This window comes from Parabacteroides sp. AF27-14 (assembly GCF_003635425.1).
Classification (GTDB): domain Bacteria; phylum Bacteroidota; class Bacteroidia; order Bacteroidales; family Tannerellaceae; genus Parabacteroides; species Parabacteroides distasonis.
In genome coordinates this window covers 1-15,412 of sequence record NZ_QTLZ01000041.1, presented here as the reverse complement: position 1 = coordinate 15,412, position 15,412 = coordinate 1, and the positions used below count along the sequence as shown (strand labels likewise).

Below are 15,412 nucleotides of genomic sequence, written 5' to 3'. Positions count from 1 at the left end.
ATGAACGGGCAGCATAACAAAAAAGAAGGTATCCTTTTCAGACACCTTCTTCGTTGTAATGTATCCTGCCGTCATTGCGGAAGCGATTGCCATGTCTCGGCCTCTGTCCCGGATATGCCTGTCGAAGACTTCCTGAAAGTCATAGACGATATCACGCCTTACGTCGAGCCGAACAAAGTGCTCGTCATCTTTACCGGAGGCGAGGCGCTGGTTCGTAAGGATATCGAGAAATGCGGGTTGGAACTGTATCGCAGGGGATATCCTTGGGGGATCGTCTCCAATGGTTATCTGATGACCCGGGAACGGCTCGACTCGCTCTTGGCTTCCGGATTGCACTCGGCAACTATCAGCTTGGATGGTTTCGAGGAAGCGCATAACTGGCTTCGCCGTAATCCTAAAAGTTTCGAGAAGGCACTGAATGCCATCTGTATGTTGGCCGAGGAAAAGGAGATCATCTGGGATGTGGTGACTTGCGTAAACCAACACAACTTCAAGGATTTGATGCTCTTCAAGGATTTTTTGATCGAGATGGGCGTAAAACGGTGGCGTATCTTTACGATCTTCCCAGTTGGACGTGCCGCGACTGAGACCGATTTGCAACTGACGAACGAGCAGTTCACATGGCTCATGAACTTCATCCGCTTCTGCCGGAAAGAGGGTAAGATACACGTTAGCTACGGCTGTGAGGGCTTCCTCGGGAATTATGAGGCAGAGGTGAGAGACTCGATTTTCCAATGCAACGCCGGTATCAATACGGCCTCTGTCCTCGCTGATGGCGCTATCTCCGGTTGTCCCAGTATACGGGCGAACTTCCACCAAGGGAACATCTATAAAGACGATTTCATTGATATCTGGAATAATGAGTTTAAACCGTATCGTAACCGCCAGTGGGCTAAAAAAGGGGAATGCGCGGATTGTAAGATGTTCCGTTATTGCGAAGGCAACGGGATGCACTTATACGATGATGAGGGGAATCTGCTCGTATGCCACTATAAAAGGCTAGTTGACAGTTGACAACTGTCAACTAATTCCTATCTTTGCCCTAGTTAATATTCTAAAATAAGCAATCATATGAAAAACACTTTCATCCTTTGTGCCTTTCTGGCACTAAGTTCTTTTACCGTAGCCCAGCAATCCGAGAAATACCCGCTAGGCGACTATACGGAATTGACCGACACGAAACCGCATGACAGCGACGAGATCTGGGACAAGTTATCGGCCCCAACCCAATTAAGCTGGGGCACGACCGATATACGATATCCGAAACTCAGTATTCCCGATGTCAAGAAAAGCAATCGCTGGCAGACGAAAGCATGGAAAGGGGAACGGGTAAACGCACAAGCCGTGTTATGGACCAAGGTGGGACTCGAGGATGCCTCTATCACCGTGAGCGACTTAAAGAGCGGTTCTTCCATCATCCCATCCTCCGCTATCACGACGAACTTTGTCCGTTACGTCATGACCGATGAGTTGAATAAAGACCGTAAAGGCGGTTGCGGCCACCGAGAGAATAAGGCGGAATGGGATTCCTCCGTCGTAGCCGATGTATTGGATATCGTAAAGATCCGTGATATCAAGGCACGCACCACCCAGCCGATCTGGATGAATATCTGGGTACCTCAATCCGCGAAAGCCGGTAAATATAAAGGGACATTGACCGTCACGGGAAAAAATGCCTCCCCCATGGAATTACAAATAGAAGTGGACGTATTGAACCGCACACTTCCCGCCCCGAAGGACTGGGCTTTCCATCTGGACTTATGGCAGAACCCGTATTCCGTGGCCCGTTACTACCAAGTTCCTCTTTGGAGTAAAGAGCATTTCGACGCTATGCGCCCGATCATGAAGATGTTGGCGAACGCCGGACAGCGCGCTATCACCACCAGTATCATGCATAAACCTTGGGCCGGACAGACAGAGGATCATTTCGACAGCATGATCACCCGGATCAAGAAGATAGACGGCACTTGGGCATATGATTACGCCGTCTTCGACAAATGGGTGGAATTCATGATGAACGAGATCGGTATCGATGATATGATCAGTTGCTACACCATGATCCCTTGGGCTTTATCTTTCGATTATTACGACGAGGCGACAAATCGTGTACAATTTCTCAACACGAAACCGGGTGACGCCGCTTACGCAGACTATTGGGGTACTTTCCTAAAAGATTTCTCCCGCCACCTTCGCGAGAAAGGCTGGTTCGAGAAAACCGCCATCTCTATGGACGAGCGTCCGATGGAGGCGATGCGTGAGGCGATCAAGGTTATCAAGCAAGCCGATCCGGAGTTCAAGATCACGCTGGCCGGAAATTATCATCCGGAAATTCAATCGGACTTATACTATTTAAGTATTCCCTATGGGCATAAATTCCCAGAAGACGTAAAGGCTGCCCGTGATAAAGCGGGACAGATCAGTACCGTTTATACCTGTTGCGCGGAAGCGTTCCCGAATACCTTCACCTTCTCCGACCCGGCGGAAGCGGCATGGACGGTCTTGCACGCCGTAGCCGGTGGTTACGACGGTTATCTACGTTGGGCAGTTAATAGCTGGACCGCCGATCCTCTGCGTGACTCGCGTTTCCGCACTTGGGCGGCAGGCGATACATACAGTATTTATCCCGGTCCACGCAGTAGCATCCGCTTCGAGCGTTTGGTCGAGGGTATACAAGATTGCGAGAAGATCCGCATCCTCCGGGAAGAGCTGACAACGAAAGGAGCTAAAGGCAAACTCGAGAAGTTGAACAAGACGGTTGCCAAGATCACTCCGGAAGGTTTATCCGAGACACAAGAATCCGCTACGCAGATGGTTAATGAGATTCATAAACTTCTGAATACATTATAAATAGTACCGGACGCCGACTGCGCAGTCGGCGTCCCCTAAATATATCATCAACCCCCTACAATGTTTGATATTCATCAAAAAACGAAATCCTTACCTCCGATACCTTTCTTTTTCTTTGTCCGCCTCGATTCCTTCGCCTACTTTTGGGGCACTGAAAAACACAAAAACCATTCTATATGAACAAACTATTAATGGGCGCATGCCTTACGATGGCCATGCAAGTAGGGCACTCCCAAACCTTGCCGCAATTGGGTAAAGATCCTATCGAGAAAATCGTAGCCGCCATGACTGCCGAAGAGAAAGTATCCCTGTTAGTCGGAACCGGAATGCCCGGGTTCGGCGGCCAATCAGCCGTAGTCGGCAGCACGCAAAATATAGTGCCGGGAGCCGCCGGAACGACCTTCCCGATCGAACGTCTGGGAATCCCCGCTATCGTAGTGGCCGACGGTCCCGCCGGATTACGTATCTCCCCGACTCGCGAGGGGAACGAGGCGACCTATTATTGCACGGCATTCCCGGTCGCTACCTTGCTAGCCTCCACATGGAACACCGCATTGGTCAAAAACGTAGGCAACGCCATGGGCGACGAGGTGAAAGAATACGGTTGCGACGTACTCTTGGCCCCCGCGCTGAATATCCACCGAAGCCCTCTCTGCGGACGTAACTTCGAGTATTATTCCGAAGATCCCTACTTGACGGGCCGGATAGCGACAGCGATGGTAAACGGTATCCAAAGCAATGGCGTGGGAACCTCCATCAAGCATTTCGCCGTCAATAATCAAGAGACCAACCGGACGGGAACGGATGCCCGCCTCACCCCTCGTGCCTTGCGGGAGATTTACCTAAGAGGTTTCGAGATGGTCGTAAAAGAGGCAAGCCCGTGGACGGTCATGTCTTCCTACAATAAGATAAATGGTGAATATGCCTCCGAAAGCCGTGATTTATTAACGACCATCCTCCGTGAAGAATGGGGTTTTAGCGGCCTTGTCATGACCGACTGGTTTGGCGGCAAGAACGCCCCCGCCCAGATCCACGCCGGAAACGATCTGCTGATGCCCGGACGGCCGGACCAGAAAGAGGCCCTCCTAAAAGCGCTTGAGGACGGTTCTCTCTCTATCGAAAACGTGGATACGGACGTAACCCGTGTATTACGACTGATCCTTCAATCCCCCCGCTTTGCCCAATACGCCTATTCCGACAAACCGGACCTAAAAGCTCACGCCGAGGTAACCCGTGCGTCCGCTTCCGAAGGTATGGTTTTATTAAAGAATACGAATAATGCCTTGCCGCTGGCCCCGGGTATCAAGAAGATAGCGGCTTACGGTACCACCTCGTACGATTTTATCGCCGGAGGCACCGGCAGTGGCGACGTGAACGAGGCTTATACCGTATCCCTCGTGGAAGGTCTGGAGAACGCCGGTTATACCATGGACGCCGAAGTGAAAGCCTTATACGAGAAATACAGTACCGAGGAAAAGGCGAAACAGCCGAAAGACACGAGTCCCGCCGCCGCTTTCTTCAACCACCCTCGTATCCCGGAGTTCGTACCGGATGCCGCAGGGCTGGCCGCTAAGGCGAAAGAGGCGGATATCGCCTTCGTTACGATAGGCCGTAGCTCGGGAGAGTTCCAAGACCGGAAGATCGAGGGAGATTTCAACCTGACGGAGAATGAGCGAGCGTTGATCCAATCGGTTTCCGACGCTTTCCATAAGGAAGGGAAGAAGGTGGTCGTAATCTTGAATATCGGGGGCGTGATCGAGACCGCCAGCTGGAAATCGGAACCGGACGCCATCCTATTGGCTTGGCAAGCCGGGCAGGAAGGGGGTAACACGGTAGCCGATATCCTGTCCGGAAAGGTGAATCCTTCCGGTAAGCTCCCGATGACTTTCCCCGTGAGCATCGCCGACGTAGCCTCCACGAAGAATTTCCCGGACGCTTCGGGTATCGACCTGAAAGAAATGTTAGCCGGTTTCATGGGAGGAGGCCCGGAGCATACGGATCGTAAGAATATTGACTATACCAACTACGAGGAGGGTATCTACGTGGGCTACCGTTACTTCGATACGTTCGGCGTGCCCGTCTCCTATCCGTTTGGCTACGGACAGTCGTATACGACTTTCAATTATTCGAGCTTGAAAGTGTTCATGGGTGATACGGACTACAGCATCAGTTGCACGATCACGAACAATGGCCCGGTAGCCGGGAAGGAAGTGGTCCAGCTATATATCTCCGCCCCCGGCAAGAGCATGGATAAGCCGGCGAAAGAGTTGAGAGGTTTCGTCAAGACCCAACTCCTCCAGCCGGGGGAGAGCCGTGAGATCATCTTCAAGGTGAAAGATACGGATCCGGCCTCCTTCGACGAGAGCGCCAGTCATTGGGTCGTAGAGTCCGGTAAATATGAGGCGCAGATCGGTTCCTCCGCCGCCGACATCCGCCTAAGGGATTCCTTCAACGTGAAGGGGCGGGTAACGGAGAAGGTTCATGCGGTACTGTTGCCCGGCGAGAGGATCGATCTTCTGAAAAGATAGGCCCGGAGGTATCTACCTAGTTATCGGGAGGGCGGGGTATCAACCTCGCCCTCTACTTATTAATCACCCGGCTGTTCCGGCTCTAAGAAAGTAAGGTAGGTCTCCACACGCCCCTCCAGCTTCGCCTCCATGGTCCCTTGCTCCGACACGAAGAGATATTTGTCCTTTTTCTCCTCCTCGGTCCATGTATCGGGAGTGTAGGGAGCGATCTTCCGGTCGCCGGCAGTCCTCATGAAATAGATAGCGGGCAGAAGGCCGTTCAGTTGGATCTGGTTCGGGTCGATATAGCGTTCCTCGTATTGTCGCGAGAAACGCGAGCTCACCCTCTCCAGCCGGAAGCGGTCGAGATTATTCATAAACAGGTAATCCGTGCCTTCATCTCCCGGCAGGGAGGTGTAGATCATAGATGAGACTTTCACGGCACCGGCCGGTGTCGTGTACAAATAATAGAAATATACAGTCCATGTATTCTTGGAGCGGGTTTGAAGGGTATGTGTCTCCTGCAAGGAATGCAAGGCCCAAAATCCCGGGGGCGTGCATCTCACCCTTTGTACGAATTTATCCTTCGCGATTTCCACTCTTCCCCGGATCTCCAGAAAGTCCTTATAGGCCACTGCCTCTATTTCCTCGTTTGTCATTGATGGCGTAAACATGATTATTTTTAATTTTTAAGGTAAAGAGACATAAAGGTACGATTATAAATGGGGATTCCAAGGGTTTCAAGGAAATGTGGATGAAAGAAAGACAAAAAAGAGAGGCGAACTCGTACCCTTATCTTTTTTATTCCATATATTCGTGATGAAAATTCCCTAAGACCCATTTAAAAGAGAGATAGCGTGACTCCCGATTTTCTTTGGACGCTTATCATGAACCATATCCCGGTGCTGAAGGGGGGCATGATAGGGATATTGGAAAAATAAAATATATGGAACTATAAAACCTTCTCCATTTCATACGATAAGATTCAATGGAGAAGGTTTTCGGACTATATAGGGCATTCAAGGAAAGACTTCGCCTGTTTCTATATCAACGGAAAACCTCACCTGTTTCTTATTGCCTTCATAATAAAGTATATCACATTTATATTCCCAAAGATTTCCGCTTTTATTTTCTATAGAAACCGTCAATTGTGCATTCCTTTGCATATTTTCCTTCAAAATCCGAATAGGAGAAATCCACTTAGACTCCGATCTGCTTAAATCAAAACGAGATAAATCCCAATCGCGGCTAAGAAAAATTGCTTCCTCATAGGAGATCGATTCATAATTTACCGAAGCCAATTTTTCATATAAGCGTGAACTATAAAATTCCTTTATATCCTTTCCTGTCGAAGAAACTACCAAACAAGAGTCCGTATACGTATTATAAAATAGAATTGACTCATCATACCACTTATAAAAACGAATATCTGAGTATGGATCAGAGTCCGTCTCCTCATATCTATTTATGCCATTTTGATCGTTCAATATCAACACATCTTTTTTTATCTCTTGATTTCTTGATAGAAAAGCTAAATTGGCTACATAGCCCCAACGCATAGTCAATATATCCTCCAAACGAACAAGGTCAACCTCATACGTCTTATATCCTCCATAGCCTTCATGGATCGTAAGGTTCAAGTCGATCGAAGTATCACCACTCCAAGAATCAGTTATCCCACTCTCCTCATCACATACATATATTTTCAGTTTTTTATCTTTCAATCCAGTAAAGAAATAAGAGTTTTTATCTTTTACGACCGTAGCCTGCGATGCCTTTACTCCCCCATTGAAGTACAAATAGCCATATTGCTTTCCTCCCGGATTATCATAGAATGTAAATAAAAGTTTATCTCCATAAGTTTCCCATCTAAAATCAAAAACACTAGCTTTATCAAAGTCATCTTTAAAATGATGGATCAATTCAATAGAACCATCTATTAAATAGAGCAAAAAACTTGTTATGCCTGATGTTTGAGATACTTCCCTCGTATTATAAACATGAACAAAGAAAATATATCCTGTATTCACCTTGACAATATGACAAATCTTAAGTCCTTTGGTTTCCTTTGGCAATTCAAAAGAAGAATTCCATTCCCCGATTAACCCCGTGAAATCATTGCCAAACAGCCCCATCCACAGCTTCTCGTTTTTAACATAAGCTAGCCATGTCCCCTCTTTACAGAAAGACTCCTTATCAAATCCCGCCGTATCCTTTAAGAAAGGGAGAATCTTCTCAAACTGGTAATCCCACGGAGTTCCTGCGGAAGGTAATAATGGCTCCTCATTTTCTACTATATCCTCTTGCTCTCCACAAGAAACACAAAACACAAAAAAGAAAAACACCCACAAATATTTCACCATTATAATAAAAAATTATCCCCTCCCGTGCCTCCTCCGGTCGTCGGTTAACAAATAAAAGAAGCGTGGAGACCATTGTCTATCACTGTACTGAGGCTCTGGACTGCCCTTACCCAATAATAAGACAATGATCCCACGCCTTATGCAGGTATATAATCTATCCATGAATGGGTAGGTATATAACAGATAAAGCGCAGGAGCCATTTTCCTATTATCTTGGGTAATGAAATTGTCCAGATTCCAGTACAAGATAATATCGAAACGCTTCTACGTTATTTTTCCAATACATCGCAAAGATCGTGTTTTTTTAAAACATTCGCAAAACAATCAGATTCTTAATGTCTCTTAGCCCTAAGAAATGCCCTCGAAGGGTGAAAAATGACTTCTTAGGGCTAAAAGATAGTTTTTCAACCGTGAAAAGTGATTTCCTTGGCATAGGAAGGGCCTTTCAAGGCCGCGAAACCATTTCTTAGGCCTAAAAAGCCTATTTTCACCCTTGAAAAGTCATTTTTTAGGCCTAAAATGATTATTCGCTCCATTCAGTTCCCATTTTTTAGACCTAAGAAGCCCTTATTCAGCAAATATCCCTAACTTAGAGAAGTTTTTAAACTCTAAATCAAATTTACCATGAGTACTTACACAAAAATCAAGACACTTCCGCTCTCTCTTTTCAACAACGCCGAGTACCTCTCCTTCATGAACCACGTCCTCGACCTAGCCAACGGAAACAGCGGTGGCGGCGATTCCGAGTCCCCCGACGAGATCTCCCTGCTGACCGGCAGCGACGGCATCCCCGAGCTGGGCCTCACCAAAGAATTCCTCGAGACCTACGAGGCAGACCTCCTCGCCATGGCCGACGTGGTGGACGAGAGCCGCACCTCGCAGGAGACCGAGCAAATGACCTTGCACGATACCAACCGCGACAACCTCGCCATCTATATCATCACCCGCATCTCACGGGCCGGTACCCTCCCGCTGGAGGCCGAGCGTGACGCGGGCAAGTACCTATACAAGGTCATCAAACCCTATAACGGCATCGCCCGCCTCCCCATGGCGCAGGAGACCGCCAAGATAAAGGGCCTCTTGCTGGATTTGCGCAAGGACGAGAACAAGCCGTACGTCACCACGCTCGGCCTCGACGCTTACCTCGCCGAACTGGAGAAAGAGAATAACGCCTACGACCGCCTGTCGCAGCAACGCGTCCAAAACCGGACCACCTCCAAAAAGGAAAGCGGCGCCAACCTGCGCAAGCGGATCGACGTCTATTACGACGACCTCACCCTGCTGGCCCAGTCCCATAGCGTAGCGAAGCCGTCCGAGAAAGCGACCGCCTTCATCGCCGCCCTCAACCAGCTGATCGCCGAGACCACCGCCGCCTACAACCAGCGCATGGCCTCCGCCAAGAAACCGGCGCCCGCTCCCGAGCCTACACCCGAGCCTACGCCCGGCGGAGACTCCGAGAGCCCGGACGAGATCTAACCGTCACGTCCCTCCCCCCGACGCGGAAGCGGGAAATAAAAAGAGAAGGAAAACAACTCCCCTTCTCTTTTTATTCCGTATATTTGCGAAGGAAATTCCTAAAACAGAGCGATATGGAGACAACGACATCATTAAAGACATTCGAGGTAACCATCCCCGAGAAATACGCCGACATCTTGAAGAAATTCATCACCTCGCTGGAAGGCAAGGTGAAGGCACAGAAGAAATCCGGATTGGACGAGGCCTTGGAGGACGTGAAGGCAGGAAGGATTTATCATGCGGAAAGCACAAAGGATTTGATGAAACAAATCCTAGGCTGATGAAATATTCCATCAACTATACCAAAAAGTTCAAGAAGAACTTGAGGCTATGCCAAAAAAGAGGATATGATATGAACTTATTCGAGCAAGTATCCAACTTGCTTGAAACAACCGGTTCCCTTCCCTCCCAATACCACCCGCATAAGCTATCCGGGAAATACGCGGGATTGTGGGAATGTCATATCCAAGGAGACTGGCTGCTGATATGGAGCCAAGACGACACGGAGCTAATCTTGCTTTTCACCGATACCGGAACGCATTCCGACCTATTCTAAATAGAAAAAGCCGCCTCCCCATTACAGGAAGCGGCTTTTTTGTATCTAGTATTTACTTTTCCCGGATAAATATATTAATCGGCGTACCGGTAAAATCCCAGTTCTCGCGGATCTTGTTCTCAAGGAAACGTTTGTACGGGTCCTTGATCCATTGCGGCAAGTTACAGAAGAACACGAAAGAAGGCACGCTGCCCGCCGGAAGCTGGGTGATATATTTGATCTTGATATATTTACCCTTCCAGGCTGGGGGAGGATAATTCTCGATGATCGGGAGCATCACCTCGTTCAGCTTGGCCGTAGGGACACGCTTGGAGCGATTCTCGTAAACCTCCTTGGCGGTCTCCAGCACCTTCAGGATACGTTGTTTCGTCATGGCCGAGATAAACAAGATCGGGAAGTCGGTAAACGGAGCCAGACGCTCGCGGATAGCGGTCGTGTACGAGTCGATCACCTTCTGGCTCTTATCCTCGACCAAGTCCCACTTATTCACGCAAACCACCAATCCCTTCTTATTCTTCTGCACCAGCGAGAAGATATTCATATCCTGGCTCTCGATGCCCCTCGTAGCGTCCAACATCAGCACGCAGACATCCGAGTTCTCGATCGCGCGGATCGAACGGATCACCGAGTAATACTCCAAGTCCTCGTTCACCTTCCCCTTCTTACGGATACCCGCCGTATCCACCAAATAGAAGTTCAAGCCGAATTTATTATATTTCGTGTAGATGGAATCACGGGTCGTGCCCGCGATATCGGTAACGATATGCCGATCCTCGCCAATAAAAGCATTGATAAGAGAAGACTTTCCTGCGTTCGGGCGTCCTATAATCGCGATACGGGGCAACTCCTCCTCCAGTATCTCCACCTTCTCCTCGGGCAACGTCGCCACGATCTTATCCAGCAAATCCCCGGTATAAGAACCATTGATGGCCGAGATGCAGAAAGGATCTCCCAAGCCAAACGAGTAAAACTCCGCCGAGGCCGGATGCAATTCGTAATTATCCGCCTTGTTCGCCACCACGATCACCGGCCGCTTGCAACGGCGCAAGATCTGCGCCACCTCCATGTCCAGATCCGTGATGCCATTCAATACATCGACGACGAACAAGATCACGTCCGCCTCCTCGATAGCCACTTTTACCTGCTTGTTGATCTCCTCCTCGAAAACATCCTCCGAGTTAACCACCCATCCGCCTGTGTCAATCAGCGAAAACTCCTTGCCGGTCCACTCCACCTTGCCGTACTGACGGTCACGGGTAGTACCAGCCTCCTCGTTCACGATCGCCTGACGGGTACCCGTCAACCGGTTGAAAAGGGTGGACTTACCTACATTGGGTCTCCCCACTATCGCTACTATATTTCCCATAAATTCTCCTTTCGTATGCTATTATTAGTCCAGCTGATAACCGAAGTTCTTCAATATGTTGTCACGGTTACGCCAGTCTTTTTCCACTTTGACAAACATTTCCAAAAACACCTTCTTTCCGAAGAAACGTTCGATATCCTTCCGGGCCATAGCACCTACTTTCTTCAATGCTTGCCCTTGATGCCCGATGATAATCCCCTTCTGGGTATCACGCTCCACGATGATCAGTGCCTTGATATGGATCAGCTCATCATCCTCCTTGAACAACTCGACGACCACTTCTACCGCGTAAGGTATTTCCTTCTGATAATATAACAAGATTTTCTCACGAATGATCTCTGTCACGAAGAAACGGGCCGGTTTATCGGTCAAGGCGTCTTTCTCGAAATAAGGCGGGGAATCAGGCATCAACTCCTCCACCCGACGCTTCACGTAATCTATATTGAAATTCGAAAGCGCGGAGATCGGGATGATCTCGGCCTTCGGAAGCAATTCCTTCCACTGGGCCACGAGCTTCTCCAGCTCCGGCTGATTGGTCTGGTCGATCTTATTGATCAACAAGAGAACCGGACACTCTATGCTCTGTACCCGTGCTAGGAACTCGTTATTTTTATCAATCGTCTCGACGACATCCGTCACGTACAACAGCACGTCGGCATCGCCTAAGGCGGATTGAGAGAAATTAAGCATGGATTCCTGCAACTTATAATTCGGCCGCAAGACTCCCGGCGTGTCAGAATACACGATTTGCATATCGTCGGTATTCACGATACCCATAATACGATGCCTTGTCGTTTGCGCCTTCGAGGTGATAATAGAGATCCGCTCCCCGACCAAACGATTCATCAACGTAGACTTACCTACGTTTGGGTTTCCAACGATATTGACAAAACCCGATTTATGCTTTTTTTCCATCATACCCCCATTTCAGATAAACCGCTCCCCACGTAAAGCCCGCTCCAAAAGCGGCAAGGATCAGGTTATCTCCTTTTTTCAATTGATTCTCCCATTCCCATAGACAAATAGGAATCGTACCGGCGCTTGTGTTGCCATATTTCTGGATATTGATCATCACCTTATCCATATCTACGCCCAAGCGTTTCGCCGTAGCGTCGATAATCCGCAGGTTCGCTTGATGAGGAACGATCCACGCGATATCATCATGCGTCAAGCCATTCTTCTCCGCGATCTCAGCGGCCACGTCCGCCATATAAGAAACCGCGTACTTGAACACCACACGTCCATCTTGATAAACGAAATGCTCACGGTTGTCCACCGTCTCGTGAGAAGGAGGATAAGCCGAGCCGCCCGATTTCATGATCAGATGCGGATAGCCTACGCCGTCTGTCCGTAAAATTGTATCCAAGATACCAAACTCCTCGGTAGTTGGCTCCAACAAGACCGCTCCGCAAGCATCCCCGAACAAAGGACAAGTAGAACGATCTTGATAATCTGTAATAGATGTCATCTTATCACCCGATACGACAACCACCTTCTTATAACGCCCCGAGCGAATATAATTAGCGCCCGTCTCCAAAGCATACAAGAAGCCTGCGCACGCACCTTGCATATCAAAAGTCATCGCGTTCTTACAACCTGTATGATAAGCGATGATAGAAGAAGTTGTCGGGAAATGATGATCCGGGGTAGTCGTAGCGGTCAAGACAACCTCTACTTCTTCCGGATTCAGGTTCGTTTTCTCGAGCAATTGCTTCACGGCCCGTATACCCATGTAAGAGAGTCCTACGCCCTCCCCTTTCAATATCCTGCGCTCCTTAATACCCACACGAGTCATGATCCACTCATCCGTCGTATCGACCATCTTGGAAATATCCTCATTCGTCAATACATCTTCAGGAACGTATCCACCCACTCCTGTGATAACCGCATTTATCTTATCCATAACTTTAAAAATAAAAGGACTACTTATCCCAATTAAAAAAAAGCCCTAAAAAAACTTTTAGGGCTATTTCTTTTGTTCATCAAACCATATAAGTTGACAAACTTACACAGCAGCTTCTTTTTCAATCGCTAATTTACCTCTGTAATAACCGCACTCACCACATACAGTGTGATAGATGTGCCATGCGCCACAGTTCGGGCAAATTGCCATTGTTGGAGCTACAGCCTTGTCATGAGTTCTTCTCTTGGCTGTTCTTGTCTTACCTTGTCTTCTTTTAGGATGTGCCATTGTTTTATTTATTTAATTGTTATCATTCTCTAGCAAACCTTTCAGAGCATCCCAACGAGGATCGGCAGGACTAGCGTTTCCGTCATCTTCCAACGCCAAATCATCACCTCCCATGTCATCCTCAAAATCGTCTTCGGTCTCATCCGAACTTCTGGCGGTATGTTTCTTCAATTTAGACGACATTGCCTTATTACATTTACCCGGCGCATGTACATGCTTCATGGGAACCGCCAAAGCGATAAACTCATACAGGAACCACGCCAAATTAATAGCGCCCTCCTCTTCCGGTATCACGACAACCTCATCACTCTCCTCGGCATATTCCTTGCCGAATTTTACCACCAGACGATTGTGGGTATCAATAGGAATTTCCATATCGTCCAAGCATCTATCGCATGGAACAACAACAACCCCTTCTATCTGAAAGTTCATCTCAAACATCATTGACGACCGTTTTACGGTAAGATGAACCTTCACTTTGCCCTTCTGGACCTCGGTTCCGTCAATGTCCACAAAAAACTTGTTCTCCAAAAGATACTCGAATTCGTGTACTCCCGGAGAGAGATTTTTCAAATCTACATTATATAATTTAAATTTCCCCAAAGCCTTTTAGTGTAAAAACCTTGCAAAGGTACGAAAAAACTAAATACAAAAACAATACCTTTATGCTTATTTTTTCCTATAATACGATTTAACCCTTATATTTCTTCAATTTTATACGAAAAGTCGTCCCTTTCCCCAACTCCGAACTCTTCACGAAAATCTTTCCTCCTTGGAAGGACTCGATAATACGCTTAACCAAGGACAAGCCTAGTCCCCAGCCACGTTTCTTGGTCGTATACCCCGGATTGAAAACCGTCTTGAATTTTGATTTTGGGATACCTTTTCCGGTATCAGACAAATCGATCAGCACGAACTTCTCTCTTTCCTCTACTTTTAGCGAAATCTCACCCTGCCCCTCCATGGCGTCCACCGCATTTTTCGTCAGGTTCTCGATTACCCAAGCGAACAGGGAATCATTCATTAAGACCAATATCGGCCGCTCCGGCAAATACGTATTAATTTTCACCTTCGAGGAAATACGGGTCTCCATATATCCCAAAGCCGCACGGATGGATTCCACGATATTTGTCGGAACCGGATCTGGATCTGAACCGATTTTAGAGAAACGCTCCGCTATCGTTTGTAAGCGTTTCACATCCTTATCCATCTCTGTCAATAGAGAAGGATCTATATCTTTCGTTCGCAAATATTCAACCCAAGCGATTAGCGAGGATATAGGCGTTCCTAATTGGTGAGCCGTCTCTTTCGATAACCCCACCCACACTTTATTCTGTTCTGCCTTCTTTGTACTAGCCAAGGCTAAAAAAGCGATTAATATAAAAACAAATACAACTGATAATTGCGCATAGGGATAAACAAGCAGTCGCTTTAAGATAATCGAATCATCGTAATATAAATATTGGTAAGTACCATCCTCCATGTCAATTACGATCGGAGGATTTTTGGTTCTCAGTTCCTTAACCTTATTCGTCATGAACTGCGCTACATTCTTTTCCGGAATCTCTATATTATTGTAAGAAACCACGCTATCCGTCTCGCTGCATAATATAACAGGAATAGAAGTATTCCCTTGGATGATTTTTAGGATAAGATTCATATTAAGGCTTGGATTCTCACTGGTCATGACCCGGGTTGCCTCACTCCAAACCTCGATCTTCTGACGCTCTTCTCGGGCCAGATCTTTAATCAAGAGATCCGAGACTACCACAGAAGCCATAGCGATCAATACAGCGGCAAAAATAAAGCCTAATTTCCATCTTTGACGAGAATCATATATGCTGCTCATAAATCAGAATCATTCGGTGAATTCTTAATATAACGGCAAGATACGAACTTTATTGTTCCCGATTCAGCAAACAATGAAATCTCACCCAATTGTAGAGACGTAGCGTGCAGCGTCTCATCCCTTCAAATGGTAACTTAGAATATCGTCAGACGATACGAGATGCGGCACGCCACATCTCTACAACGGCTGGTGTATATACCAAAAAAAGGAGCCAATCT

Annotated in this window: 14 protein-coding genes; 6 read left to right on the top strand and 8 right to left on the bottom strand. The window is 47.7% G+C overall.

The window, feature by feature from the left end; translation table 11 throughout:
- The 3 genes from DWY79_RS21765 (at window position 1) to DWY79_RS21755 (ending at window position 5,375) form a co-directional block, all read left to right on the top strand.
- Entirely contained in the window at window positions 1-1,014 is a 1,014-nt protein-coding gene (locus DWY79_RS21765) for a TIGR04133 family radical SAM/SPASM protein (protein WP_122370442.1), read from the top strand.
- Window positions 1,015-1,071: 57 nt separating this feature from the next.
- Window positions 1,072-2,847 carry a DUF4091 domain-containing protein gene (locus DWY79_RS21760; protein ID WP_011966845.1) on the top strand — a complete coding sequence of 592 codons (1,776 nt, stop codon included), beginning with the start codon at window positions 1,072-1,074 and terminating at the stop codon, window positions 2,845-2,847.
- 176 nt (window positions 2,848-3,023) lie between these two features.
- Complete coding sequence (locus tag DWY79_RS21755; protein WP_122370440.1) at window positions 3,024-5,375, top strand: glycoside hydrolase family 3 N-terminal domain-containing protein; 2,352 nt, start codon at window positions 3,024-3,026, stop codon at window positions 5,373-5,375.
- A gap of 59 nt (window positions 5,376-5,434) precedes the next feature.
- Here DWY79_RS21755 and DWY79_RS21750 read toward each other — a convergent pair whose 3' ends face one another.
- Both DWY79_RS21750 and DWY79_RS21745 read right to left on the bottom strand, forming a co-directional pair.
- Complete coding sequence (locus tag DWY79_RS21750; RefSeq protein WP_005867067.1) at window positions 5,435-6,028, bottom strand: hypothetical protein; 594 nt, start codon at window positions 6,026-6,028, stop codon at window positions 5,435-5,437.
- A 345-nt stretch (window positions 6,029-6,373) separates the two neighbouring features.
- Window positions 6,374-7,717, bottom strand: a complete 1,344-nt coding sequence (locus DWY79_RS21745) for a hypothetical protein (RefSeq protein WP_122144966.1) — start codon at window positions 7,715-7,717, stop codon at window positions 6,374-6,376.
- A gap of 624 nt (window positions 7,718-8,341) precedes the next feature.
- Here DWY79_RS21745 and DWY79_RS21740 point away from each other — a divergent pair.
- The 3 genes from DWY79_RS21740 to DWY79_RS21730 all read left to right on the top strand — a co-directional run bounded on the left by DWY79_RS21740 (window position 8,342) and on the right by DWY79_RS21730 (window position 9,788).
- A complete protein-coding gene (locus tag DWY79_RS21740) occupies window positions 8,342-9,193 on the top strand; it encodes a DUF6261 family protein (protein ID WP_122370438.1) in 852 nt (283 codons plus the stop codon).
- A 113-nt stretch (window positions 9,194-9,306) separates the two neighbouring features.
- On the top strand, window positions 9,307-9,513 hold the full coding sequence (locus DWY79_RS21735) for a hypothetical protein (RefSeq protein WP_005867049.1): 207 nt from the start codon (window positions 9,307-9,309) through the stop codon (window positions 9,511-9,513).
- Entirely contained in the window at window positions 9,513-9,788 is a 276-nt protein-coding gene (locus tag DWY79_RS21730) for a type II toxin-antitoxin system YafQ family toxin (protein WP_044545263.1), read from the top strand. The genes DWY79_RS21735 and DWY79_RS21730 overlap by 1 nt, the downstream gene beginning before the upstream one ends.
- A gap of 52 nt (window positions 9,789-9,840) precedes the next feature.
- Here the strand turns inward: DWY79_RS21730 and der are convergent, their stop codons facing one another.
- The 6 genes from der to DWY79_RS21700 form a co-directional block, all read right to left on the bottom strand.
- Entirely contained in the window at window positions 9,841-11,154 is a 1,314-nt protein-coding gene (der, locus tag DWY79_RS21725) for a ribosome biogenesis GTPase Der (RefSeq protein WP_008773802.1), read from the bottom strand.
- A 24-nt stretch (window positions 11,155-11,178) separates the two neighbouring features.
- Window positions 11,179-12,069 carry a GTPase Era gene (gene era, locus DWY79_RS21720; RefSeq protein ID WP_008773803.1) on the bottom strand — a complete coding sequence of 297 codons (891 nt, stop codon included), beginning with the start codon at window positions 12,067-12,069 and terminating at the stop codon, window positions 11,179-11,181.
- Window positions 12,053-13,057: a beta-ketoacyl-ACP synthase III gene (locus tag DWY79_RS21715; RefSeq protein ID WP_036612809.1), complete on the bottom strand. Its 1,005-nt coding sequence runs from the start codon at window positions 13,055-13,057 to the stop codon at window positions 12,053-12,055. The genes era and DWY79_RS21715 overlap by 17 nt, the downstream gene beginning before the upstream one ends.
- Window positions 13,058-13,159: 102 nt before the next feature.
- Window positions 13,160-13,345, bottom strand: coding sequence for a 50S ribosomal protein L32 (gene rpmF, locus DWY79_RS21710; protein ID WP_005634607.1), 186 nt, complete (start codon window positions 13,343-13,345; stop codon window positions 13,160-13,162).
- 12 nt (window positions 13,346-13,357) lie between these two features.
- Window positions 13,358-13,948 carry a DUF177 domain-containing protein gene (locus tag DWY79_RS21705; protein ID WP_005867041.1) on the bottom strand — a complete coding sequence of 197 codons (591 nt, stop codon included), beginning with the start codon at window positions 13,946-13,948 and terminating at the stop codon, window positions 13,358-13,360.
- 88 nt (window positions 13,949-14,036) lie between these two features.
- Window positions 14,037-15,194: a HAMP domain-containing sensor histidine kinase gene (locus tag DWY79_RS21700; RefSeq protein ID WP_057326855.1), complete on the bottom strand. Its 1,158-nt coding sequence runs from the start codon at window positions 15,192-15,194 to the stop codon at window positions 14,037-14,039.
- Between the last annotated feature and the right edge of the window lie 218 nt (window positions 15,195-15,412).